This window comes from Oxalobacteraceae bacterium OTU3CAMAD1 (assembly GCA_024123915.1).
Classification (GTDB): Bacteria; Pseudomonadota; Gammaproteobacteria; order Burkholderiales; family Burkholderiaceae_D; genus Rugamonas.
The window spans coordinates 1724694-1747114 of record CP099650.1 but is presented as its reverse complement, the minus strand read 5'-3'; the positions used below and the strand labels follow the sequence as shown (position 1 = coordinate 1747114).

Annotated in this window: 23 protein-coding genes, 1 tRNA gene and 2 pseudogenes; 11 read left to right on the top strand and 15 right to left on the bottom strand. The window is 61.9% G+C overall.

Annotated elements, in window-relative coordinates:
• Nucleotides 1-3: 3 nt before the first annotated feature.
• From NHH88_07430 to msrA, 4 genes and pseudogenes are all read right to left on the bottom strand, one after another.
• Nucleotides 4-1446, bottom strand: coding sequence for a glycoside hydrolase family 18 protein (locus tag NHH88_07430; protein ID USX17289.1), 1443 nt, complete (start codon nucleotides 1444-1446; stop codon nucleotides 4-6).
• Nucleotides 1441-1539 (bottom strand): annotated as a pseudogene (locus tag NHH88_07425) (carbohydrate-binding protein). Before NHH88_07425 ends, NHH88_07430 begins: the two are co-directional and overlap by 6 nt.
• 466 nt (nucleotides 1540-2005) lie before the next feature.
• Nucleotides 2006-2401: a DUF1842 domain-containing protein gene (locus NHH88_07420; GenBank protein ID USX15601.1), complete on the bottom strand. Its 396-nt coding sequence runs from the start codon at nucleotides 2399-2401 to the stop codon at nucleotides 2006-2008.
• Between the two features lie 138 nt (nucleotides 2402-2539).
• Nucleotides 2540-3043, bottom strand: coding sequence for a peptide-methionine (S)-S-oxide reductase MsrA (msrA, locus tag NHH88_07415; GenBank protein USX15600.1), 504 nt, complete (start codon nucleotides 3041-3043; stop codon nucleotides 2540-2542).
• A 250-nt stretch (nucleotides 3044-3293) separates the two neighbouring features.
• Here msrA and NHH88_07410 point away from each other — a divergent pair, with 250 nt between their 5' ends.
• Nucleotides 3294-3704, top strand: coding sequence for a response regulator (locus NHH88_07410; protein USX15599.1), 411 nt, complete (start codon nucleotides 3294-3296; stop codon nucleotides 3702-3704).
• Nucleotides 3705-3797: 93 nt separating this feature from the next.
• Nucleotides 3798-3986, top strand: a complete 189-nt coding sequence (locus NHH88_07405) for a hypothetical protein (protein ID USX15598.1) — start codon at nucleotides 3798-3800, stop codon at nucleotides 3984-3986.
• Nucleotides 3987-4166: 180 nt separating this feature from the next.
• On the opposite strand, the gene NHH88_07400 is transcribed toward NHH88_07405, so the two are convergent.
• Nucleotides 4167-4856: a hypothetical protein gene (locus NHH88_07400; GenBank protein ID USX15597.1), complete on the bottom strand. Its 690-nt coding sequence runs from the start codon at nucleotides 4854-4856 to the stop codon at nucleotides 4167-4169.
• A gap of 207 nt (nucleotides 4857-5063) precedes the next feature.
• Here NHH88_07400 and NHH88_07395 point away from each other — a divergent pair, with 207 nt between their 5' ends.
• Nucleotides 5064-5708 (top strand): hypothetical protein, encoded by a 645-nt coding sequence (locus NHH88_07395; protein ID USX15596.1) that lies wholly within the window; start codon nucleotides 5064-5066, stop codon nucleotides 5706-5708.
• A gap of 726 nt (nucleotides 5709-6434) precedes the next feature.
• Here the strand turns inward: NHH88_07395 and NHH88_07390 are convergent.
• Nucleotides 6435-6827: a VOC family protein gene (locus NHH88_07390; protein USX15595.1), complete on the bottom strand. Its 393-nt coding sequence runs from the start codon at nucleotides 6825-6827 to the stop codon at nucleotides 6435-6437.
• 103 nt (nucleotides 6828-6930) lie between these two features.
• Here NHH88_07390 and NHH88_07385 point away from each other — a divergent pair, with 103 nt between their 5' ends.
• From NHH88_07385 to NHH88_07365, 5 genes and pseudogenes are all read left to right on the top strand, one after another.
• Nucleotides 6931-8151 carry a helix-turn-helix domain-containing protein gene (locus NHH88_07385; GenBank protein ID USX15594.1) on the top strand — a complete coding sequence of 407 codons (1221 nt, stop codon included), beginning with the start codon at nucleotides 6931-6933 and terminating at the stop codon, nucleotides 8149-8151.
• A 46-nt stretch (nucleotides 8152-8197) separates the two neighbouring features.
• Nucleotides 8198-8869: a hypothetical protein gene (locus tag NHH88_07380; GenBank protein ID USX15593.1), complete on the top strand. Its 672-nt coding sequence runs from the start codon at nucleotides 8198-8200 to the stop codon at nucleotides 8867-8869.
• Between the two features lie 22 nt (nucleotides 8870-8891).
• Nucleotides 8892-9650, top strand: a complete 759-nt coding sequence (locus NHH88_07375) for a DUF899 domain-containing protein (protein ID USX15592.1) — start codon at nucleotides 8892-8894, stop codon at nucleotides 9648-9650.
• Between the two features lie 12 nt (nucleotides 9651-9662).
• A pseudogene (locus tag NHH88_07370) lies at nucleotides 9663-10190 on the top strand (hypothetical protein).
• A 189-nt stretch (nucleotides 10191-10379) separates the two neighbouring features.
• A complete protein-coding gene (locus tag NHH88_07365) occupies nucleotides 10380-10691 on the top strand; it encodes a DUF1311 domain-containing protein (GenBank protein ID USX17288.1) in 312 nt (103 codons plus the stop codon).
• 69 nt (nucleotides 10692-10760) lie between these two features.
• On the opposite strand, the gene NHH88_07360 is transcribed toward NHH88_07365, so the two are convergent.
• Nucleotides 10761-11198: a hypothetical protein gene (locus NHH88_07360; protein ID USX15591.1), complete on the bottom strand. Its 438-nt coding sequence runs from the start codon at nucleotides 11196-11198 to the stop codon at nucleotides 10761-10763.
• Entirely contained in the window at nucleotides 11170-11580 is a 411-nt protein-coding gene (locus tag NHH88_07355; GenBank protein USX15590.1) for a BPSL0067 family protein, read from the bottom strand. Before NHH88_07355 ends, NHH88_07360 begins: the two co-directional genes overlap by 29 nt.
• A 177-nt stretch (nucleotides 11581-11757) precedes the next feature.
• On the opposite strand from NHH88_07355, the gene NHH88_07350 reads away from it, so the two are divergent.
• Entirely contained in the window at nucleotides 11758-11958 is a 201-nt protein-coding gene (locus NHH88_07350) for a hypothetical protein (GenBank protein USX15589.1), read from the top strand.
• Nucleotides 11959-12248: 290 nt separating this feature from the next.
• Here NHH88_07350 and NHH88_07345 read toward each other — a convergent pair.
• The 3 genes from NHH88_07345 to pepN form a co-directional block, all read right to left on the bottom strand.
• Nucleotides 12249-12324: transfer RNA gene (locus tag NHH88_07345), tRNA-Thr, on the bottom strand.
• 117 nt (nucleotides 12325-12441) lie between these two features.
• Nucleotides 12442-13443 (bottom strand): class 1 fructose-bisphosphatase, encoded by a 1002-nt coding sequence (locus tag NHH88_07340; GenBank protein ID USX15588.1) that lies wholly within the window; start codon nucleotides 13441-13443, stop codon nucleotides 12442-12444.
• 41 nt (nucleotides 13444-13484) lie between these two features.
• Nucleotides 13485-16151 carry an aminopeptidase N gene (pepN, locus tag NHH88_07335; protein USX15587.1) on the bottom strand — a complete coding sequence of 889 codons (2667 nt, stop codon included), beginning with the start codon at nucleotides 16149-16151 and terminating at the stop codon, nucleotides 13485-13487.
• Nucleotides 16152-16381: 230 nt separating this feature from the next.
• Here pepN and NHH88_07330 point away from each other — a divergent pair, with 230 nt between their 5' ends.
• On the top strand, nucleotides 16382-17074 hold the full coding sequence (locus NHH88_07330; GenBank protein USX15586.1) for a DUF4136 domain-containing protein: 693 nt from the start codon (nucleotides 16382-16384) through the stop codon (nucleotides 17072-17074).
• A gap of 142 nt (nucleotides 17075-17216) precedes the next feature.
• Here NHH88_07330 and NHH88_07325 read toward each other — a convergent pair whose 3' ends face one another.
• Entirely contained in the window at nucleotides 17217-17396 is a 180-nt protein-coding gene (locus NHH88_07325) for a CsbD family protein (GenBank protein ID USX15585.1), read from the bottom strand.
• 233 nt (nucleotides 17397-17629) lie between these two features.
• Between NHH88_07325 and NHH88_07320 the strand changes: the two genes are divergently transcribed.
• Nucleotides 17630-20410, top strand: coding sequence for a response regulator (locus NHH88_07320; protein ID USX15584.1), 2781 nt, complete (start codon nucleotides 17630-17632; stop codon nucleotides 20408-20410).
• Nucleotides 20411-20504: 94 nt separating this feature from the next.
• On the opposite strand, the gene NHH88_07315 is transcribed toward NHH88_07320, so the two are convergent.
• Genes NHH88_07315 through NHH88_07305 form a run of 3 tightly spaced genes read right to left on the bottom strand, consistent with a single transcriptional unit; the run spans nucleotide 20505 to nucleotide 22399 of the window.
• A complete protein-coding gene (locus NHH88_07315) occupies nucleotides 20505-21002 on the bottom strand; it encodes a DUF6328 family protein (GenBank protein ID USX15583.1) in 498 nt (165 codons plus the stop codon).
• Complete coding sequence (locus NHH88_07310; protein USX15582.1) at nucleotides 20999-21973, bottom strand: quinone oxidoreductase; 975 nt, start codon at nucleotides 21971-21973, stop codon at nucleotides 20999-21001. The genes NHH88_07315 and NHH88_07310 overlap by 4 nt, the downstream gene beginning before the upstream one ends.
• A gap of 39 nt (nucleotides 21974-22012) precedes the next feature.
• Nucleotides 22013-22399: a methylglyoxal synthase gene (locus NHH88_07305; protein USX15581.1), complete on the bottom strand. Its 387-nt coding sequence runs from the start codon at nucleotides 22397-22399 to the stop codon at nucleotides 22013-22015.
• Nucleotides 22400-22421: the final 22 nt, after the last annotated feature.

Sequence of the window (22421 nt, the reverse complement as noted above, 5' to 3'; positions counted from 1 at the left end):
CGCTTATCTTCCTATCCAGACGGCGTTGGTCAGGGCGCCGTTGGCGTCGCCGTCCAATTCCCAGGAGAAGGCGCCGCGCAGGTTTTGATCGCGAACGTACTGCATCTTGGTCGCGATCACGGTGGGGTCGTCATAGCTCCACCACTCACCGCTGCCGGTGTAGAGGTACAGCTGTTTCGTCACCGGATGATACCAGCGCGATCCGGTTTTGTTAATCAACACCTTGTAGTCGTCGATCCCGGCCTCATAGGCGCCGGTCGCGGGGCCGCCTGTGCTTTGATACAGGCCGTTGCCGTTCGGGCCCGCCGCCACACCTTTCCATCCGCGTCCGTAGAACGGCACGCCGAGCAGGATCTTATTGCGCGGCATACCGGCGGCCACCAGCGCGGTGATCGAATCGTGGCTGTTGTACTTGGCCAGATTGCCGGTCGATGGATCGGCCGGATCGTGGTACAGCGGCGCGTGGAAGTTGGTGGTCGCTTCCCATCCGCCGTGGAAGTCGTAGGTCATCAGATTGACCCAGTCCATGTACTGCCCGTACAGCGCCGGTTCGGTCTGCGCGATTTTCTCGCCGCCCGCGCCGATGGCCGCCGTCAGCGCATAGCGCTTGCCGTCGATGGCGCCCTGCGCGTCGAGCTGCGCGCGGAATTCCGCCATGAGCAAGGTGAAGTTGCGCTTGTCGTTGACCGTGTCGACGGTGTTGTAGGTCTGACCGCCGCCGCCCGGGTATTCCCAGTCGATGTCTATGCCGTCGAACACGCCCTTGGCAGCGCCCGCGCCGCCGCGTCCATCCTGGACCGGCAAGTCGCCGGCGATAAACATCTTCACGCAGGACTTGGCCAGCTGCTTGCGCAGCGCGTCGGTCTTGGCGGCCGCCGAGAAGTTCTTCGACCAGCTCCAGCCGCCCAGCGAGATGAAGATCTTCAGGTTCGGGTGCGCGGCCTTGAGCAGTTTCAGTTGCAGGAAGTTGCCGCTCAACGGGGCATCCCATGGCACGGCCTGGCCGTTGACGGTGCGCGCCGGCGAGCGCTGATAATCGGCGTAGGCATCGCCGCCGGTTCCGGCGTCCGGCGAGCTGGGATTCGACCCGCCGGTTTCGGCCTTGGTCACCATGTCGCATTCATAGCCGCCGTTCTTGGCGTAGGTATTGGCGAAAGCGTAGTTAATGAACGTGAGCTGGTCGGCGACGCTGGTCTGCACGCCGTTGACCGGCGTTTTGGTGGTGTGGATGTCGGCCACCTCGTAATTGCGGCCATAGACGCCCCACTGTGCGAAGTAGGAGCCGATTTCCCGGCCGCCCGGAATAGGGGTGGGTGTCGGCGTAGGAGTAGGTGTTGGCGTGGGAGTGGGAGTGGGTGTCGGCGTCGGAGTGGGCGTCGGAGTAGGCGTCGGCGTTGGCGTGGTGGTTTGCAAAGCCCAAGGCCCCCACTGTTCCGTGCCGGGCACGTTATTCTGCGTCCACCACTTGGCCTTGTAGACGGCGCCGTTGTAGGTCACGCACATGTCGACCGTGTAGATCGCCGTGGAGGACCAGGCCGGACAAGTATCGGCTACCGCCGCCGCGGTCTGCACCGCCGCCAGTAACTTGTTGGATGTATCGGAAGCGGGGGTATCGCTGCCCCCGCCACAAGCCGCCAGCATGCCGGCGATCAGGCCCATCACGGCCGCATTCCCCTTCACTGCATGTTCCATCATCTCTCCTTCGGGTGGGTGATCTATGCTTTTCTTGTTTTTTTCAGGATGAAACTGAAAGAATTGGTAGTCAAGTGGTTTTGAAAATTGCATCCACTCCAATACCAGTTACGCATAGAAAACAATCTTAGGGGAATGAAACATGGCAACCGGGCCATGGATAGTGAGCGCACGCTAACACCGGCGGCGCGCTTCTTTATTGGGGCATGAAACTGGCAATAGAGTACCCGTCAATAACGATTTTGTTATTCGGCGAGTACCAATTTGGCACGATAAAAAAGTGGTAGTGAAGCGGGTATAAATATAAACCGGCTTAATTCGCGACTTGCAAAACCGCACGCGCAATACCGTCGTGGATTTCCAGAACGCGGGGCGAGTTTTTACCGAAACTCATTTTGTAACAAACCTGACCATCCTTCCAGGCGGTCGGCAATACCATCAGCAATTGGAAAGCGCTGGGGTCTTCGTCGGTGCATGGAAAAATCGTCGGCGTACCGGCCAGCACAATAGCCTGCATGGGCTGCTCGCCGTCGATTTCCACGTGATGGCCACGCACCGAGATCGCCTTGCCCGCGCCGGAAAAATCATCAAGCTGGACGTGGCCCACGACGCTGTCGTTGCGACCATCGACGACCAGATTCAGCCGCAGGGTCGGGCCGCCATCGACGGCGCTGTTGACTTCATAAACGGCGGTAAATAATTGACTCATATGTATTCTCCTGGTGGACGCAAGTGCATGAGTGCACTGTATCCACCAGTCGAGAACGCCGCCTTCCGTATACCTTCCGATTTCCAAGCCGTTGTTTACAAATAACTTTTACGTGCGCGTAACGAAGTTCAGACCGTTTCAGCGCTTCGGCAGTCGCCAGTCCGGACGAATGTAATGGCAGGTGTAACCGTTGGGAATGCGCTCCAGATAATCCTGATGCTCCGGTTCCGCCTCCCAGAACGGACCTGCCGGCGCCAGCTCCGTCACCACTTTGCCGGGCCACAAACCGGACGCGTTGACATCCGCGATGGTGTCCTCGGCTGTCGCTTTTTGTTGATCGTCGACATAGAAAATGGCGGAACGATAACTCATGCCCACATCGTTGCCCTGGCGGTTGGCGGTGCTTGGATCGTGAATCTGGAAAAAGAACTCCAGGATTTTGCGATAGCTGATGACCGATGGATCAAAATTAATCTCGATCGCCTCGGCATGCGTGCCGTGATTGCGATAAGTCGCATTGGGCACATCGCCGCCGCTATAACCGACGCGCGTGCTTTCGACACCCGGCATTTTGCGGATCAAATCCTGCATGCCCCAAAAACAGCCGCCGGCCAGAATTGCTTTCTCAATCGTCATCATCATTCCTTTTCGATATTGGATCTGAACCTAAGTTGGTGACGCCTATGCAATTATTCAAGAAATAGAGCGGCTTATCCGCACAGAAATGTTAAATACCTTGCCTTTACATACTGGTTTCGCTTTATAATTTGATTCAGGAAGGCAATTCTTTTCCTGCCCGCCGTGCCCAGATTCACCGCACGCGCAACCAAACCCGGCCTGGCCCCAGCCGAAAGACGCAACGCTTCAGTTGCCCACTTTTTCGATCGATATCATGGACCAGTCCAACTCAACCAAACGCATACTCATCATCGACGACAACAGCCAGGCGGCCGACGTCGCGGCGGAATTGCTCAGCCTGTACGGCTACCAGACCGCCGTCGCCTACAGCGGCGCCGACGGATTACAGAGCGCAAAAGACTTCGCGCCCGACGTCATCCTGCTGGACCTGGGCATGCCGGTCATGGACGGCTTCCAGGTCGCCGCCGCCTTGCGCGCGCAGCCGGAATTTAGCGATCTCGCGCTGGTCGCTTTCACGGCCTGGGGCGACAAGGGCACGCGCCAGCGCACGCACGCTGCCGGCTTCGACCAGCACATCACCAAACCGGCCGGCATGGAAGAAATCCTGCGCGCCATCGGCAGCGCCTGCGACATGCGCGCCAGCTTCGCCCGCAAGATCGCGTAACGGCGGCGCCGCGCAGCCCGGTTCCGGGCACGCGGCCGGTGCGCGCAATGCCATTGCTTTTGTGATACTGTCTTCTTAACGACAGGAGGCCACATGATGATAGAACGACGTTCCCGACCAGACCGCGCCAAGGCCATCGCCGTCCATGCAGGCATCGCCATGCTCGATACCGACGGCCGCGAAGCCGCAGCCCTCTTCCTGGAAGACGCCGGCGTCCCGCTACCGGTCATCGCCCGCGTGCTCAACGAGCCCGACAAGCGCCGCGCCGCCGACAACCTATAATCCCGGCCGCTGACCGACGACCGACGAGCCAATTCAAACCACGTCGGGAGGATTGGCCGCCGCGCCGCAGACCTCAAGCATGGCTCTCGGCTAACGAGCCAATCTGAACCACGTAGGGCGGATTAGCGAAGCGTAATCCGCCATGCATGCGCCGCCAATGGCTCATGCAAGACCACGCGATTACTTATCCCCCACCAACTGCACCGCATCGATAACCTTATAGTCATGCTGCAGGTTATTAGCGTAAGTCACCTTCACAGCCTTCGCCTTGTACGCGGTCTTATTAAAAGTCTTCACGAACCATGTACGGTTACCACGATCGTCCTTCTTCACATCGCTCACACCTTCCCACACGGTGTTCCACTTGCCGTCGGTATCCTGCAGCTCCACCTTATTGACCGCCTCCACGCCCTGCCCGCTCGGCAGCACGAAGCGCACCTCGGTCGCATTGACCGGCGTCGCGAACGTGGTCTCCAGCCAATCGAAACCCTGATCGATATGGTTGTTGGTCCAGGTGTTGCCATCGCTAGGACCGACCGCGTTCTTGGCCAGATTCGAATCGGCAGGCGTCTTGCCATCCTGATCCCCGAAGACCGAGCTGGCCTTGGCCTCGGTTGCCCATTGCGCGCGCGGATCGTTAATGTATTTATCCTCCATCACGCCGTAGGCCAACAGCGCCTGCTTCTTAGCCATCTCGCGCTGTTCATCGGTCTGCTCGGCGGCCGGCACCTTGCCAGCGTTGGCGGGGTCTGGCGCGGTGACGGGAACGGGCGCGGCGACGACCGGCGCCTCCTCGACCTTCTCTTGCTTTTTGCAAGCCGCGAGCGCTGCGGCCACGATTATGGCGCCTATGAAGGCATTGCGTTTCATCCGGTATTCTCCCTAGTGAAGTAAGTTATCAAAATGATCTTACATTATTTGGGCGGTTTGGAGCGCACTTAACACTAGCTGCTTGGAAGCGGAGACTACGCACCTAGCTACCCGGAACGATTTCTGAAGTGAGAATCGTGCATTTCTTGCGAGAGATGAGAAATTGCGCTAACGTGGCTCTAAGATCAAACCTACCGAGGAACGCATATGTCACACGCTTCCGAAGACCACGCATCTTCGCGTGAAGAAACAGGACTAACCAGAAGCGATCGGCTGGTTGTCGAACAATTCTCCCGCCTTGTAACTAAACACATCGAGCTTCTAGTGCAGGGGCCGGATCGCAGGCGTCTAGTCGATCTTGCGAAACGAGCCGTGAGTGAAGCACGCGCGTCACTCGGCATCGATTCGCCGGCTACTCCTGACCAGCTTCCCGTGTCAAAACTCAAAGCCTCTGAGGTCGTCGCAGAACGTCGGGTAGATATCTCACAGGCTTCGTTATATCGCGCTGTTGAGAATAACCGCTTTTATTGCACGACTCCCAAGGGTCGCAGTATCGGAAAAGAATTCCCATCATGGCAATTTGTCCAACCGGTGCCAGAATTGATCGCCCCGGTTCTTGCTCTTCTGGCTGACCAGCCGAGCAGCGAGATTCATGCGTTCTGGGTAAGCGCTGTCGATGAGTTGAACGAACTCTCTCCTGCGGAAGTACTAGCCGGAAAACCTTTCGAAACAAGAAGAAAAGTCCACCCAAGTCAGCAAGCGTTTATGGATCTGCCTGCAAGCGAAAGGGTTCGTAAAGTCCTAGCTTCAGCCGAATGGCACCACAGGGGTATGGCCGAAACGATAGGCTAGCCATGGCTCCTCGCCCTGCCCACACTGTAGTCCCACCCGAGGTAGCGCCGTTCCTTCCGCCGCTGGATCTGCTTAAAGACGTGCTGCTAAATAATCTTGTGGTGGCGCCTGCCGGCCAGCCCTTTGTGCGCGCGGTATGGAATGCCGCCTCGGTGTGGCCTCGCAAAGTGACGCGCACATATCGTTTCGGTCCTCCGGAATCATTGGCAGGCAAGCGCGGCTATCCATACCACTGGGTGTATGCGGCGGATAACGTGTTCACGGCCGCTTGGGAGGCCCAACTATGCGTCAACGACGTCACCCGTCCAGGGACATTTTTCATCAGGCCTGGAGCGCAAAAGGCCATTATCTGCACAATAAGTTTTAGTCAACCTATCAGCTTGTTTGATGTCGCCGGCCCGGCGGCAAGCAAGCTAGGCATTTACGACAACTTACACAGCCCAGACCACGCATGGTGCCAATGGTTTGGCTGGCAGTTGGATCAGCTCATCGTTGGACAAAACGGGAGGGTACACGGTGTCCGCTACCCTTCGCGCCGACATCCCGGTCATCGCGCTTATGCTATTTCCTCCAGGGTCATGCGTGCTCTCTCAAAAGGCATGTCGAACACGCATGCGATATTCGGCGCAAGCCCAGACTTTAAATTATTGGTAGACGATCGCTGTCGAACTGACCCGCCGTAAACGATACGACGCCCCCAATCATAAGCTTACGCCTGACCAGGTTTCATTTGACGCGATACAGCGCACACAGCTTGTTCCCATCCGGATCGCGGACATAAGCCAAGTGCATCGCCCCCAAGCTGCCGTCACGCAGGCCGGGCGGCTCCTCGCACGACTTACCGCCATGCGCGACCGCCACGTCGTGAAACTCCCGCACCTGCTCGGGAGAGTTGCACTTGAAACCGATGGTGCCACCATTCGCGCAACTGGCTTCTTCGCCATTGAGCGGCTGGGTCACGGCGAAGGTGTTTCCTTCATGTCGATAAAAAAGCCGCTCATGGCCGGCAGTCGCCGTATTGCGGAACGGCTCACCAGCGCCCAGCACGCCCAGCACCGCATCATAAAACCGTTTGGAACGTTCGATATCATTCGAACCGATCATCACATGACTGAACATTTTTCTAGTCCTCTAATCTATTGAATTCGAGTGGCTGTACGCCGCAGTTAGTGTAACCCCATCGATTCGGCGAAATCAATCACGGCACGTGTATGCTCTCGCCATGGATTCCCTGATTGCCGCCTCCGCGCGCGCCCTTGCCGCCGGCGACGCCCTCGGCGCCCTCAAGCACGTCGCCTTGCGCGACGACCCGCCGGCGTTGGCCTTGCGCGGCATCGCCATGGCCCAGCTCGGCGAGCACCCGCGCGCGCGCGAACTGCTCAAGCGCGCCGCCCGTGGCTTCGGCGCGCACGAGCAACTGGCACGGGCCCGCTGCGTGGTGGCCGAGGCGGAAGTGGCGCTGGCCGTGCGCGATTTCAGCGGCACGCCGCGCGCGCTGACGGCCGCGCTGGCCGTACTGGAAGCCCATGCCGATCACGCCAACGCCATGCAGGCGCGGCTCATCGCCGTGCGCAAGTTGCTGCTGCTAGGTCGGCTCGACGAAGCGCAAGCGCAACTGTCTCATCTGGACGGCCACCCGCTACCGCCGGCCCTGGCGGCCGTCGCCGAGCTGGCGTCGGCGGAACTTGGCCTGCGCTCCCTCGACGTCGCCCCCGCCCGCGCCGCGCTAGCCCGCGCGCAGGCAGCGGCCGAACGCGCCCGCCTGCCGGCGCTACTGGCCGAAGTGGAGGAAGCGCGCGACGCGCTGGAGCATCCGGCGGCGCGTCGCCTGTCGGCCGGCCATTCGCGCCCACTGCGGCTGGAGCAAGTGGCCGACCTGCTCGACTCCGGAGCACTGGTGGTCGACGCCTGCCGCCGTGGCATCGGCACCGGCCCGCACTGGCGGCCGCTGGCCCGCCGTCCCGTGCTGTTCGCGCTGGCCCGCGCGCTGGCCGAAGCCTGGCCTGCCGCCGTCGACCGCGAGGCGCTGATCGACAGCGCCTTCAACACCCGCCAACCGGACGAGACCCACCGCGCCCGCCTGCGGGTCGAGATCGGCCGCCTGCGCGCCCTGATCACGCCGCTGGCAAGGATCGAAGCGACGGCGGGCGGTTTCGTGCTGCGTCCGCTGGACGGACGCGAAGTGGCGCTGCTGGCGCCGCCCATCGACGGCGAACAGGGCGCGCTGCTCGCGCTGCTGTCCGACGGCGCCGCCTGGTCGACCTCGGCCCTCGCATTGGCCCTGAACGCCAGCCAGCGCACCGTGCAGCGCGCGCTGGCCGATCTGGCGGCCGACGGCCGGGTGCGCTCCATCGGCCGCGCCCGCACCCAGCGCTGGCTGGCGCCGCCGCTGGCCGGATACACGACAATCTTGTTACTCCCCGCCACGTCACAGATGGCATAAAGTGCTCTTGCGGCGCCGATCATCGGCGCATCCACAGGAGACCACCATGACCAGCAAAACCAGCAAACCCGCCGAACCGGCGCTGCGCCCGGCCGAGATCGTGCGCGAATACGGCCCCTTCCCCGACACCGACACCGTCGCAGGCGTCACCCACGACGGCAAGCGCGTCTGGGCCGCCACCGGCAAGCGCCTGATCGCCTTCGACCCGGCCAGCGGCGACCCGACCGACTCGCTGCCCTGCCCCTGCGACGCCGGCACCGCCTTCGACGGCACCCACCTGTACCAGATCGCCGAGCGTCGCATCGACAAGATCGATCCCGCCAGCGGCAAGGTGGTGGCATCGATCCCGGCGCCCGGCGACGGCAACGACTCCGGCATGGCCTGGGCCGAAGGCAGCCTATGGGTGGGCCAGTACCGCGACCGCAAGATCCACCAAATCGACCCGGCCACCGGCAAGATCCTGCGCACGATCGAATCGAACCGCTTCGTCACCGGCGTGACCTGGGTCGACGGCCAGCTGTGGCACGGCACCTGGGAAGGCGACGAGAGCGAACTGGTGCACATCGACCCGGCCAGCGGCGCAGTGCTGGAGCGGCTGGGCATGCCGGCCGGCACCGGCGTCAGCGGGCTCGAATCCGATGGCAGCAACCTGTTCTACGCCGGCGGCGGCCCCGGCGGCAAGGTGCGCGCCGTGCGCCGTCCGCAATCATCAGTTTGACCAAGTTCGAAAGGAGCAGATCATGAACACACCACATCATCCCGTCGTCTCGGCGGACCAATGGCTAGCACCACGCAAGGCACTGCTGGCGCGCGAAAAGGAATTGACGCATTTGAAGGACCAGGTCGCCCGCGAACGCCGCGCGTTGCCGTGGGTGCGCATCGACAAGGACTACATGTTCGACACGCCGTCCGGCCGGCGCACCTTGGCCGAACTATTCGAAGGCCGCCGCCAACTGGGGGTGCAACACTTCATGTACACGCCGGGCGCCGAACAGGGCTGCAAGAGCTGCTCGTACATGGCCGACCATACGGATGGCGCGCTGGCGCATCTGGCGCAGCGCGACACAACGATAGTCGCGGTCTCGCGCGCGCCGCTGGCCGATCTGGAGCGCATGCGCAAGCGGATGGGTTGGCAGTTCCAGTGGGTGTCGTCGGGCGAGAGCGAATTCAACTACGACTTCCATGTCAGCTTCACGCCGGAGGAAATGGCCGGCGGTGCGGTCTATTACAACTATGTCCAGCAGCCGTTCCCGCATCCGGACGCGCCGGGCATTAGCGTGTTCTACAAGGACGATGCGGGACAGGTCTACCTGACCTACTCGACCTACGGACGCGGCGTGGAAGTGATGATGCATACCTATAACTTCCTCGACTTGACGCCGCTGGGACGCAACGAGGACGGACTGTCGTATCCGATGGAATGGGTGCGCCACCATGACCGTTACGAGACGGCGCCGGCGGCCGCATCGGCAGCCTCGTGCTGCGCGGCGGGCGCCTGAGCGGGAGCGCGGATCGTGTCCGACTGGCTTCCATGGCTGGCGGTGGCCGGGGTCGGCGCCCTGCACGGGCTGAACCCTGCCACCGGCTGGATGTTCGCCGTCGCGCGCGGAGTGCGGGCGCGCGACAGCGGACAGGCGCTGCGCGCGTTGGTGCCGATCGCGGTCGGACATGCGGCATCGGTGGCGCTGGTGGCGGCTGCGGTGGTGTCGGGGCTGGTGACGGATCGCGCGATGCTGTGGTGGCTGGCGGCCGCGCTGTTCGCCGGCATCGTTGCGCATCAACTGTGGCGCTTCGCGCGCCGGCATCGACGCGCGCCGGTCGGCCCGGCGGCGCTGGCGTTATGGTCGCTGATGATATCGACGGCGCATGGCTCCGGCCTGATGCTGGTGCCGGCGCTGATCCCGCTGTGCCTGTCCGACACTCCAGCGCGCGAAATCACCGCGACCGGCTCCATAGTCATGGCGCTTGCCGCCGTCAGCGTGCACACAGCTGCCATGCTCACGGTCACGGGCGTGATCGCCGTGGTAGCCTGTCGCGGCATCAGTCCAAGGTGGCGGAACGCCACGCCCCCGCTCCAGCAAATGAAGGAAATCCTCATGCGAATTTCAAATCTCATCGTTCTGGTCTGCGCATTTGCGTTGTCGGTCTTTTCCGGCGAAGTCTGGTCAGCCGAACTCCATAGCAAGCCTACGGCGCTCGAACAATGCGGTGCCTATTCGCAAGCAGGAATGCGGGAATGTCTAGAGAAGGAATCTCGCGCGAGTAACGCAGCACTGAAGCGCGCCGAAGAGCAAACTGCTGCCGCGATCTCAAAATGGGACGAGGATGCGAGATTCATCGACCTTGCGAAGAAAAAGCTCAGAGCTTCGAACAAAGCGTACGAGCAATATCGAGATGCGCAATGCGCCTTCGCCTATTCTCTTGGCGGCGGCGCAATCGGTAACGCGCTTGAGATGCGACGCCTTACCTGCCGCATCGATCTGGATATCGGGCGCATCAAACAACTCAACACCGACATGTCTGCGCTGTCGGCAAAGTAGGACGCCGACGTAACTGCATGAGCATGCATAACGCCGAATTCACAATAGAGAGTCCTGGCCAGAGTGCAATCATTCGCACCGGATCTTTGCTGCTACCAGTCGCTGCCGTGATCTTTGCTCTCTTATTTCACAGCGCTTGATCGCCACAGGCAATCGGTGCACCAAGCGAATATCCGTGCCGTCGCCATAGCCGCAGTAGACGAATTTCTCACCGTCTTCTGCGGTGCCTTCGAATCCGAATTCGCGGCCCGCTCCTCGTGGCAGGTCCGCCCCCCGTAACTCAAAAATATCCTTTGCTTCCGCTGTATAGGCACCAGCAGCCCGGAGCAGTGAGCCCTTCTCGATAGAAACGAAACCGTCCCACCCAGCGGGAGCTCGGTCAATTACGTGCCGATCAGCAAGATAACGCGCCGGACACTGCAAGCTAATCGGCTCGGCGGACGCGGTCAGCGCGACGAGAAGACCGAGCGCAAGCACTCTATTCGACAACATAGAAAGTAGTCGCATTATCTGAATCACTATAGAGACCGCCTTCGGCCTTGGTTTTTACCCTGGCCCGGATCGCGCGCCGCTGGATGCGATGAAGCCCCTTAAATTGTTCGATGACGATGATGCTCCCCGGCTTCCCAGTCTTCGGATCGGTGACGCCTAAGCCGACAAAAAAGGCCGCGTGGTTGCCGCGATGCTGGTTCGGATACCTCCCAAATTTATCGAAAGTTGCGATCACCGTGCCGATTCTAAGGCCGCGACTATCGAGCACCCGCACACCCGGCCGCCAATGCGCCACTAGTCCAACTTTCGTATAACTCTGCACCAGCCTGACGCAATTGGCGCCGTCAACGACCGCCTCCCCCTCCAACAACGGAGCTTTTTCGTAAGAATGTGGCATGGTCCCTCCGGGTAGACGAAAACCCGATTGTTGAATGCATCCCTCTTGGATGACTTGAACTGAATCAAAGTGATAGGACTAAGCAATTGCAGGCAATCACAGCACGCTAGCGCCAGCGCTGTACTTGACGCGAGAAATTCGAAGGCACAGTGCCACGATCTGGTGTAACCTTCACCTATGAAAACGCCCCTTTCCCCCATAGAATCTGAGTTTGGAACTGCGGAAGAAGCGGCAGCTTATGATCGCTGGTTCCGAGAGCAAGTGCAGGCAGCCCTCGACGACCCGAGTCCCAGCATTCCGCATGATCAGGTCATGGCTGAAATGCGCGCGCTAATCGCGTCCAAACGGAGAAAGAACAAACCGAGCGATGCCTCGTGAAGCCAGAATGAATACAGGTTCGCTAAACTGTATTTTCTGGAGGATGGATGCTTCTGGTTCGGTGGCTTCCAAAGGCTAGGGTCAACTTGGCCGCGATCATCGAGTAAGAGATCGTTGTGCACCACAACTACGTGATCGTCTATCGGGTTTTGCCGAACGTAATCGAAATAGTGTCGGTACTGCATTCCCGCCGGCGATATCCAGCCAAACGACCGTAAACGACAAAAAACCCGCGCCTCCTGAGGAGAACGCGGGTTTTTAGACTTCTGGTACAGCAAACTACTGTGTTCTGGTGCCGCTTGCCGGAATCGAACTGGCGACCTTTTCATTACGAATGAACTGCTCTACCAACTGAGCTAAAGCGGCGAAGTCGCACATTCTAACAAATATTTCTTACTGCACGCTAGCCCTAAACCGATAAATTTTAGCCATGCTGCAAAAATGTCATTGCTTTGTGCGTGAAACAGGCTAGAAACGGCCTAATCAGCCCTGATGGTAGCCCGTCACCACCGCCACCTCATCGCGCGATCCCAGGAACACCGGCACGCGCTGGTGCAGCTTGTGCGGCTGGATCTCCATGATACGCTGAGTGCCGTCGGTGGCCGAGCCGCCCGCCTGCTCGACGATGAAGGCCATCGGGTTCGCTTCGTACATCAAACGCAGCTTGCCCGGCATCGACGTGTCGCGCGTATCGGCCGGGTACATGAAGATGCCGCCACGATTCAGGATGCGGTGCACGTCGGCGACCATCGACGCCACCCAGCGCATGTTGAAGTTGGTGCCGCGCGGGCCGTTTTCGCCTTCCAGCAGCTCGTCGACGTAACGCTTGACCGGCGCGTGCCAGTGGCGCGCGTTCGACATGTTGATGGCGAATTCCTTGGTCTTGGCCGGGATCTTCATGTCGCGCTGCGTCAGTACCCACGAACCCATTTCGCGGTCCAGGGTGAAGCAGTTGACGCCATTACCGGTGGTGAGCACCAGCATGGTCTGCGGGCCGTAGACGGCGTAGCCGGCGGCGACCTGCTTGGTGCCGGCCTGCATGAACGCTTCCTCGGTCGGTTCGCCCATGCCTTCCGGCGCCTTCAGCACCGAGAAGATGGTGCCGATCGAGACATTGACGTCGATGTTCGACGAGCCGTCCAGCGGGTCGAAGGTCAGCATGTACTCGCCCTTTGGATAACGGTTCGGGATCGGGTGGATGGTTTCCATCTCTTCCGACGCCATCGCCGCCAGGTGGCCGCCCCATTCGTTCGCTTCGAGCAGGATCTCGTTGGAGATGATGTCGAGCTTTTTCTGCACTTCGCCCTGGACGTTTTCGGTGTCGGCGGTGCCGAGCACTTCGCCCAGCGCGCCCTTGCCCACGGCGTGGCTGATGGTCTTGCACGCGCGCGCGACCACTTCGATAAGCAGACGCAGTTCGGCCGGGATCGAGTTGTTCTGGCGCTGTTCTTCGACCAGGTATTGAGTGAGGCTGATGCGTTTCATGGTTTCCCTTGTTGTGAAATATAAATCGTTTAAATCGTTTGTTAGTTCGCGAGTGCCTTGGTCACCACTTCAAGCACGTCGTTCGAGAGCTTGGCGCGGGCCGCGACCTTTTCCAGCGCGCGCTTCATCTTGGCCTGCAGCGCCGGGGCGTATCGGCGCCAGCGGTCCATGCCGCGCGCCAGCCGCGCGGCGACCTGCGGGTTGATGGCGTCGAGCTTGATCACGTGCTCGGCCCAGAATTCATAGGCGCTGCCGTCGGCGGCGTGGAACTGCGACGGATTGCCGCTGGTGAAATTGAAGATCAAGCTGCGCGCGCGGTTCGGATTCTTCAGCGTGAAGGCCGGGTGCTGCATCAACTTGCGCACGCCGGCGACGTTGGTGGTCGGCGCCGACGCCTGCATGGCGAACCATTTGTCGATGACCAGCGCCTCGCTTTCGAAGTCTTCGTAGAAGTTCTTCAGATACGGGCCGGCTTCGGCGCCGCTGTGGATCATCGCCACCAGCGCGGCCGAGCGGTCGGTCATGTTGCCGGCCTTTTCGAACTGCTGCTGCGCGAGCTTGAGCTCCGCCATGTCCGGCGCCACCATCAGGTACGACAGGCACAGGTTCTTCAACGCGCGCTTGCCGGCCGACAGCGCGTCCGGGCTGTAGTCGCCCGGCGTCTGGTTGGCGTGGTACTGCGACAGCAGCTCGGTCTTGAGCGCGGCGCCGATGGTGCGGCGCATGAACTGGCGCGCGGTGTGGATCGCTTGCGGGTCGACCACGTCCATCTGCTCGGCGATGATGGTTTCCGACGGCAGGATCAAGGCTAGCTCACGGAACGCCGGATCGAGCGTGTCGTCGGTCAGCAAGGTGCGCTGGGCGGTAATGAAGGTGGCGTCCAGTTTCAGGCCGGCGTCGCTGCCGCCTGCAGCCGCCACTTGCGCGGTCAGCTTGAGCAAACGCGCCATCGCCAGGCGCTGGCCCGCTTCCCAACGGTTGACAGGGTCGCTGTCATGGCTGAACAAATGCAGCAGTTCGGCGTCGGTGTAATCGTATTCCAACACCACCGGCGCCGAGAAGTCGCGCAGGATCGACGGCGTCGGACGTTCGTCGACATTGCGGAAGCGGAAAATCTGCTCTTGCTCGGTCAATTCCAGCACCACCGTGGTGGCGCCCTTGGCGTGCTTGCCGCCCTCTAAAGTCAAAGGCAGGTCCTTGCCGCTGGCCGACAGCAGGCCGACCGCCACCGGAATATGGAACGGCAGCTTGTCCGGCTGGCCGGCCGATGCGGCGCTGCGCTGGCTCAGGATGATGTCGAAGTTGCGCTTGACGGCGTCGTAGCGCGTGCGCGCGGTGACCACCGGCGTGCCGGCCTGGCTGTACCAGCGCTCGAACTGGCGCAGATCGCGGCCGCTCGAATCGGCCATGGCAGCACGGAAGTCGTCGCAGGTGACGGCCTGGCCGTCGTGCCGCTCGAAGTACAGGTCCATCCCCTTGCGGAAGCCTTCGCGGCCCAACAGGGTTTGATACATGCGCACCACTTCGGCGCCCTTTTCGTACACGGTCACCGTGTAGAAGTTGTTGATCTCGACGAAGGAGTCCGGACGCACCGGGTGCGCCATCGGACCTGCATCCTCGGGAAACTGCGCCTGGCGCAAGGTGCGCACCTGGTCGATGCGGGTGACGGCGCGGCCGCTGTCGGTGCCGATCATGTCGGCGCTGAATTCCTGGTCGCGGAACACGGTCAGGCCTTCCTTCAGCGACAGCTGGAACCAGTCGCGGCACGTGACGCGGTTGCCGGTCCAGTTGTGGAAGTACTCGTGGCCCACCACCGCCTCGATGCCGGCGTAGTCCACATCGGTCGCGACGCGCGGATTGGCCAGCACGAACTTGGTGTTAAAGATGTTGAGGCCCTTGTTCTCCATCGCGCCCATATTGAAGTCGCCGACGGCGACGATCATGAAGCGGTCCAGGTCCAGCTCCAGGCCGAAGCGCTCCTCGTCCCAGCGGATCGAGTTTTTCAGCGACTGCATCGCGTAGTCGGTCTTATCGAGGTTGCCCTCCTCCACCCACACCTGCAGCAGCACTTCGCGGCCGGAGTTGAGCGTGTACTTCTCCTCCTGGCATACCAGGCGCGCGGCCACCAGCGCGAACAGGTAGGACGGCTTCTTGAACGGGTCTTCCCATTTGGCGTAGTGGCGGCCGTCGTCGAGGTCGCCCTCTTCGACCAGGTTGCCGTTCGACAGCAGCACCGGATAGGCGGCCTTGTCGGCGCGCAGCATGACGGTGTACTTGGCCATCACGTCCGGACGGTCCGGGAAATAGGTAATGCGGCGGAAGCCTTCGGCCTCGCACTGCGTGAAGAAGTTGCCGTTCGAGACGTACAGCCCCGACAGCGTGGTGTTTTGCACCGGCGCGCACAGCGTTTCGATCTCCAGCACCACCTCGGCCGGGGCTTTTTTGATCGTCAGGGTCGAGCCGTCGAGCTTGTATTCGGTCGGCGCCAGCGCCTTGCCGTTCATGCGCAGCTGCACCAGTTCGATCTCCTCGCCGTGCAAAACGATGTCCCGGCTCTGGCTCGCCGGGTTGTGCCGCATGGTAATGCGGTTGGCCACGACGGTGCGGTCGGGGTCGAGATCGAATCCCAGTTCAACCGTATCGACCAGGAAGGCTGGCGGGGTGTAATCTTTGCGATATATCGTCGTTGGGCTGCTATCTGTGCGCATGGGGGCTCTGGGTGGACGTAGGCAAAAGCCTATTTTACCAATACCAGCGCCAGCGGACGTGTGAATCGCCCGCAGCCGACCAACGCGTGGCCGGGTTAGCCAAATAAGTTGCACTAAATAAGTTGCTTGTCTCCACGCTGCCGTAACAATCTGTAATAATCGTGCAAGGTCCGGGTGCGCGTCGTAAACTTAGCACTGGAACATACCGTCTTATCTGAGAGGGCACCATCATGAAATATCTCGCCATTCTGGCGACTGCCGCCGTCATGCTGTTGACCGGCTGCGCCACCACCATCCGCAGCAACGTCACCGCCTTCAACGACTGGCCGACCGACCTGCCGGACAAAACCTATGCCTTCGAAGCGCCGCAAGGGGCCGACGACACGCTGGAATACCGCAGCTACCAAGTTCTCGTGAGCAATGAATTGGCCAAGCTGGGCTTCCGCCAGGCCGCCGACGGCCAGCAGCCAAAATTGCTGGTGGGCATGAAATACGTGACCATCGACCATCCGGTGCGCGTACTGGAAGCCGACGATCCGTTCATGGGCCCGTACTGGGGTCCGGGCTACGGCCGTTACGGCTGGGGTTATTCGCGCTGGGGCTACCGTCCGTATTTCTATGATCCGTTCCGCTTCCACTCGATGCGCATGGAAGAACGCATCAAGCACCAGTACCAGCGCCAGCTGCGCGTGACCATCAACACCACGACCGGCCGCAAGCTGTACGACGTGACGGTGCAAAACACCAGCCTGATCCAGGCCACGCCGTATGTGATGCCGGCGCTGGTGCAAAGCGCGTTCACCGGCTTCCCCGGCCAGAGCGGCGTGCCGCGCCGGGTCGACCTCAAGATCGATCCAACCACCCAAGCGGTGCAGGCGCCGGCGGCCGTGGCCGGACAGGCCGCGCCGGCCCGGACCAATTAAACCCGCACCGCCATGCGGGGTCGTACCCGAACGGGTACGACCCCTAAGTGGAACCGCATGCGTATCGCTAAAGGCGGGCGGGTTAATGCAAAAAGCCCCCGTGTGCATCGGCACACAGGGGCTTTTTCTTACCGCGACCAATTTACTTGGTGGCGATGCGGGCGGCTTCTTTCAGGTCGCCGACTTTCTCTTGTACTTTACCTTCGGCTTGCTTGCCCAGGCCCTTGGCTTCTTGCTCTGGCGAGTCGATCAGATCGCCGACTTCTTCCTGAATCTTGCCGCCGATGTTTTTCAGCTTACCTTCGATTTGGTCTTTGTTCATGATGTTGCTCCTGATTGGTGCAAACCGGAATGGCTTGGCTTGAGACACAGAATAGCCAAGCTGAGCTAACTCATCTGTACGCTTGCGTACCAAACTGGCATCCTTGATTTTTTTGCTCAACAAGACGCGAACCGTTGTGTTCGCTGATGTACACTGCGAGCGTGCCACTAGCCCAGCCCCCGCGAGACCGCACAACTTTTACTGCGAAATCCGTCCCCGGTCTTTGGAGCTATATGGAAACACACGATCACAGCGCGCCGACAACGGCGGGCACCGACGCCTTGCGCCGGCAAGCCCACCTGTCCATCTTCGAAAACAGCCCCGACTGCGTCAAGATCCTTGGCGTCGACGGCAGCCTGCTGGCGATGAACGTCAACGGCCAGTGCGTGATGGAGATCGATAACTTTGGCGCGGTGTGTGGCGAGATGTGGCCCAGCCTGTGGCCCGAAGCGACCCGCGAGCAAGTCCACCATGCGCTGGCCGCCGCCCGCAACGGCAGCATCGGCCACTTCGAGGCGTTCTGCCCCACTGCCAAAGGCACGCCCAAGTGGTGGGACGTGGTCGTCAGCCCCCTGCTCGGCAGCGACGGTTCGCTGCAAGGCCTGCTGTCGATCTCGCGCGACATCACCCAGCAACGCGAGGCGGAAGAGCGCGAACGCAAGCTCGCCACCAAGCTGCGCTTCGCGCTGGAGGTGGCGCGCTACGGCGAATGGGACCTGGACGTCATCTCCGGCCGCATCACCTTCAACTCCCACTTCGAACAATGCTTCGGCCTCAACGACGGCACCACCGCCTGGCGTCTCGAGCACCTGCTGTCGCGCGTGCACGCGGCCGACCGCAAGACCGTTTCCACGGCCATGCGATCGGCGCAGACCGGCCCCGACGGATTGGACCTGGAGTTCCGCGTCGTCTGGCCCGACACCAGCATCCACTGGGTGCACATGCGCGGCAGCCGCTATTTGCAACCGGGCTACAGCAACCACCTGACAGGCCTCATTTCGGACGTCACCGGCCGCGCGCTCGACACCGAGGCGCTGCGCGACGCCTACCGCAAGCAACACGAATCGGTTTCGGTGCTGGAGCGCCGCATCAACCAGCAGGCGGCCGACCGCGACCGCATGTGGCGCCTGTCCACCGATTTGATGCTGGTGGCTAATTTCAACGCGGAGATCGTCTCCATCAATCCGGCCTGGACGACGATCCTCGGCTACGAAGCGCCGGCGATCATCGGCCGCAACTTCATGACCCTGATCCATCAGGACGACCAGGCCGCCACGGTGAACGAGATCGGCCGGCTGGCCAGCGGCCTGACGACCCTGCGCTTTGAAAACCGCTACCGCCACGCGGACGGTTCGTGGCGCGACATTTCGTGGACGGCCGTGCCGGACGTCGACCTGATCCACGCGGTCGGGCGCGACATCACCGACGAAAGACGCGCCGCCGAGGCGCTGCGGGAAACCGAATCGGCGCTGCTGCAGGCGCAAAAGCTCGAATCGATCGGCAAGCTGACGGGCGGCGTCGCGCATGACTTCAACAATGTGCTGCAAATCATTTCCGGCAATTTGCAGCTGCTGCAATTGTCGGCCGGCGCCAACGAGGCGACCCTGAAGCGGCTGACGACGGCGATGATCGCGGTCGAACGCGGCGCGCGGCTGGCCTCGCAGTTGCTGTCCTTCGCCCGCCGCCATCCGCTCAAACCGGTGGTGGCCGACCTGCGCGAACTGCTGGGCGCGATGGACGACCTGCTGCAACGGGCGATCGGCGAATCGGTCGCGGTCGAACTGAAGGTCGACGACGACCTGTGGCACACGCTGATCGACCCCAACCAGTTGGAAAACGTGCTGCTCAACCTGGCGATCAACGCCCGCGACGCCATGGATGGCCAAGGCAAGCTGACGATCGAGCTGCGCAACGCCGAGCTGGACACCGCCTATTGCGCCGGCCATCCCGAGGTTTGCGCCGGCCAATACGTCATGCTGGCCGTCTCCGACACCGGCTGCGGCATCCCGTCCGATCTGGCCGACAAGATCTTCGAGCCCTTCTTCACCACCAAGCGCGAGGGCGAAGGCACCGGCCTGGGGCTGAGCATGGCCTACGGCTTCATCAAGCAAAGCGGCGGCCATATCAAGGTCTACAGCGAAGTCGGCCACGGCACCACGTTCAAGCTGTATCTGCCGCGTTCGATGGCCGAGTTGGATGCCTTGCCGGCGGCGCTCAACGGTCCGGTGGTCGGCGGCAACGAAACCGTGCTGGTGGTCGAGGACGACCTGCAGGTGCAGGAAACGGTGGTGGAAATCCTCAAGGGCCTCGGCTACACGGTGCTCAAGGCGGCCGACGGCCAAAGCGCGCTGTCGATCATCGACAGCGGCCTGCCGATCGATCTGCTGTTCACCGACGTGGTCATGCCGGGCGAGCTGCGCAGCCCGGACCTGGCGCGCAAGGCCAAGGCCATCCTGCCGGGGCTGGAGATCCTGTTCACGTCCGGGTACACGCAAAACGCCATCGTGCATGGCGGCCGGCTCGACGCCGGGGTGGAGTTGCTGAGCAAGCCCTACCGGCGCGAGGATTTGGCGCGCAAAATCCGTTTCATGTTCGCCAACCGCCAGCACGTGGAATCGCTGCACCGGGAACGGTCGAGCATGAAGACGGCGCCGGCGCAGCCGGACGGCGGACGCCGGCGCAATATCCTGCTGGTCGAGGACAACGAGGACGCGCGCATGCTGACGGCGGAGCTGCTGGAGTCGCTTGGACACATGGTCGACGCGGTAGGGACGGCCGAAGAGGCGCTGCAGCGCATGGAACGGGGCGATATCGATGTGCTGCTGACCGATATCAGCCTGCCGCGCATGTCGGGCATCGATCTGGCGGCGCAGGCGCGGGCCGGGCAGCCCGAGCTCGACATTGTGTTTGTCAGCGGGCATGACAAGGACAATGCCGGGCTGTCGGATGCGTCGGCCAAGTTTTTGCTCAAGCCGTTTAACCTCGCGCAACTGGACCTTGCGCTGACCTGCTGACACGTCCAACCCGCAATGCGGCCCGTGGGGTCGGACCCGATGGGTCCGACCCCTGTATCCGGGTTGCGGGTTAACGGCACGCGAGCGCCCGCAATTAAACGCCCGAATGCCGCTTCAAATACATCGGCATCAACCACCATGCGATGGCGATCAACGCCGCCATGATGCCGGCCATGACCATGCCCACCGTGGAGCCGAACACCTCGGAGATCACCAGATCCGTCCCCAGCACCAGCGCGATCGCCAGCGCGAACGAGCCGGCCACGATCTGCTTCGTCGCCACACGCTTGAAGCGCGCCCTGTCCTTCAACGGCCGCATCAAACGATGCTGGATCGCCGGCGCGCTCAACAGCACGAGGCTGGTCAGCGCCAGGAAAAACGTCGCCAGGAACAGCAGCTTTTCCGTATGGTCGATGTGCGCGAAACCGGTGTTGAACGGCAGGATGATCAGGAAGGCGGACAGCATCTGCGCCCCAGGCAGCAGGATGCGCATTTCGCTCAGCATGTCGGAGAAATCGCCGTCGTCGTCCTCTTCCTCGTCGCGACGCTGCTTGCCCTTGACCTTGTCCTCCTCGAAAAAGCTGCCGTTCATGGCAGTATGATCGTCGAGCCGGTCGTTTTGCGCCCCTCGAGATCGATGTGCGCCTGCGCGACGTCGGCCAGGTTATAGCGCTGACGCACGTCGATCTTCACTGCGCCACTGTTGACCACGCCGAACAGCGACTTGGCCGCCGCCTCCAGATCCTCGCGCGTGGCCATGTACGCCCCCAGCGACGGCCGCGTGACAAACAGCGAGCCACGGTTGGCCAGCTCGCTCAGCGCCATCGGCGGCACCGGTCCGGACGCGTTGCCGAAACTGACCATGGTGCCGAGCGGCGCCAGGCAATCCAGCGAACCGATGAAAGTGTCCTTGCCGATCGAGTCGTACACCGCGCATACGCCCTTGCCGCCGGTGATCTCGCGCACCCGCTCGGTGAAGTTCTCGCGGTTGTAGTTGATCACGTGGTCGGCGCCGTTCTCGGTCGCCAGCGCCGCCTTCTCGTCGGAGCCGACCGTGCCGATCAGGGTCACGCCCAGCACCTTGGCCCACTGGCAGGCGATCAGGCCGACGCCGCCGGCCGCCGCGTGGAACAGGATGGTGTCGCCCGCCTTCAGGTGCACGGTGCGGTGCAGCAGGTACTGCACCGTCAAGCCTTGCAGCATCATGGCGGCGGCGATATCGAAGCCGATCTTCTCCGGCAGCACCAGCAACTGCGACGCCGGCATGTTGCGCGCCTCGGCATAGGCGCCATTCGGCCGTCCGGCATAGGCAACGCGGTCGCCGACCTTCACTTCGGTCACGCCCTCGCCTACCGCCTCGACGGTGCCGGCGCCTTCCATGCCCAGGCCGCCCGGCAGCGGCTGCGGATACAGGCCGGTGCGGAAGTACACATCGATGAAATTGAGGCCGATGGCGCCGTGGCGCACTTGTGCCTCGCCGGGGCCGGGCGGCGGCAGGTCCACGTCCACCAGCTCCATCACCTCCGGACCGCCCACGCGGTTGATACGAATTGCCTTGGTCATCACTGCCTCCGTTACATGAGTGTCAGAGTGTAGCGCGCCTCAGGCGGCCGCAGCGCGCAACTGCAACTGCGACAACACGAGGTGCGCCGACGACACGTTCGTCGCGCACGGCGTGTTGTGCACGTCGCAGGCCCGCACCAGCGCGTTGATGTCCGGCTCGTGCGGCTGCGGCGTCATCGGATCGCGCAGGAAGATCACGCAATCGATCTCACCCTGCACCAGCATCGACCCAATCTGCAAATCCCCGCCGAACGGCCCGGAATGCTTGCGGTCCACCTCCAGCCCCAACTCGTTGATCAAGCGCCCGCCCGTGGTGCCGGTGGCAACCAGGGTGCAAGTCGACAGGAAGGCGCGGTACTCGCCGGCCAGCAGGATCATGTCGTCTTTTTTCTTGTCGTGGGCAATCAGGGCGATGCGGGTTTTCATAACGTTATCCATGTATACGGTT

Excerpts from the sequence above, each read along its gene's own strand:
- NHH88_07420 (USX15601.1), bottom strand. The coding sequence starts at position 2,401 with ATGAGTCAATTATTTACCGCCGTTTATGAAGTCAACAGCGCCGTCGAT.
- msrA (USX15600.1), bottom strand. The coding sequence starts at position 3,043 with ATGATGATGACGATTGAGAAAGCAATTCTGGCCGGCGGCTGTTTTTGG.
- NHH88_07410 (USX15599.1), top strand. The coding sequence starts at position 3,294 with ATGGACCAGTCCAACTCAACCAAACGCATACTCATCATCGACGACAAC.
- NHH88_07405 (USX15598.1), top strand. The coding sequence starts at position 3,798 with ATGATGATAGAACGACGTTCCCGACCAGACCGCGCCAAGGCCATCGCC.
- NHH88_07400 (USX15597.1), bottom strand. The coding sequence starts at position 4,856 with ATGAAACGCAATGCCTTCATAGGCGCCATAATCGTGGCCGCAGCGCTC.
- NHH88_07395 (USX15596.1), top strand. The coding sequence starts at position 5,064 with ATGTCACACGCTTCCGAAGACCACGCATCTTCGCGTGAAGAAACAGGA.
- NHH88_07390 (USX15595.1), bottom strand. The coding sequence starts at position 6,827 with ATGTTCAGTCATGTGATGATCGGTTCGAATGATATCGAACGTTCCAAA.
- NHH88_07385 (USX15594.1), top strand. The coding sequence starts at position 6,931 with ATGGATTCCCTGATTGCCGCCTCCGCGCGCGCCCTTGCCGCCGGCGAC.
- NHH88_07380 (USX15593.1), top strand. The coding sequence starts at position 8,198 with ATGACCAGCAAAACCAGCAAACCCGCCGAACCGGCGCTGCGCCCGGCC.
- NHH88_07375 (USX15592.1), top strand. The coding sequence starts at position 8,892 with ATGAACACACCACATCATCCCGTCGTCTCGGCGGACCAATGGCTAGCA.
- NHH88_07365 (USX17288.1), top strand. The coding sequence starts at position 10,380 with ATGCGGGAATGTCTAGAGAAGGAATCTCGCGCGAGTAACGCAGCACTG.
- NHH88_07360 (USX15591.1), bottom strand. The coding sequence starts at position 11,198 with ATGCGACTACTTTCTATGTTGTCGAATAGAGTGCTTGCGCTCGGTCTT.
- NHH88_07355 (USX15590.1), bottom strand. The coding sequence starts at position 11,580 with ATGCCACATTCTTACGAAAAAGCTCCGTTGTTGGAGGGGGAGGCGGTC.
- NHH88_07350 (USX15589.1), top strand. The coding sequence starts at position 11,758 with ATGAAAACGCCCCTTTCCCCCATAGAATCTGAGTTTGGAACTGCGGAA.
- NHH88_07340 (USX15588.1), bottom strand. The coding sequence starts at position 13,443 with ATGAAACGCATCAGCCTCACTCAATACCTGGTCGAAGAACAGCGCCAG.
- pepN (USX15587.1), bottom strand. The coding sequence starts at position 16,151 with ATGCGCACAGATAGCAGCCCAACGACGATATATCGCAAAGATTACACC.
- NHH88_07330 (USX15586.1), top strand. The coding sequence starts at position 16,382 with ATGAAATATCTCGCCATTCTGGCGACTGCCGCCGTCATGCTGTTGACC.
- NHH88_07325 (USX15585.1), bottom strand. The coding sequence starts at position 17,396 with ATGAACAAAGACCAAATCGAAGGTAAGCTGAAAAACATCGGCGGCAAG.
- NHH88_07320 (USX15584.1), top strand. The coding sequence starts at position 17,630 with ATGGAAACACACGATCACAGCGCGCCGACAACGGCGGGCACCGACGCC.
- NHH88_07315 (USX15583.1), bottom strand. The coding sequence starts at position 21,002 with ATGAACGGCAGCTTTTTCGAGGAGGACAAGGTCAAGGGCAAGCAGCGT.
- NHH88_07310 (USX15582.1), bottom strand. The coding sequence starts at position 21,973 with ATGACCAAGGCAATTCGTATCAACCGCGTGGGCGGTCCGGAGGTGATG.
- NHH88_07305 (USX15581.1), bottom strand. The coding sequence starts at position 22,399 with ATGAAAACCCGCATCGCCCTGATTGCCCACGACAAGAAAAAAGACGAC.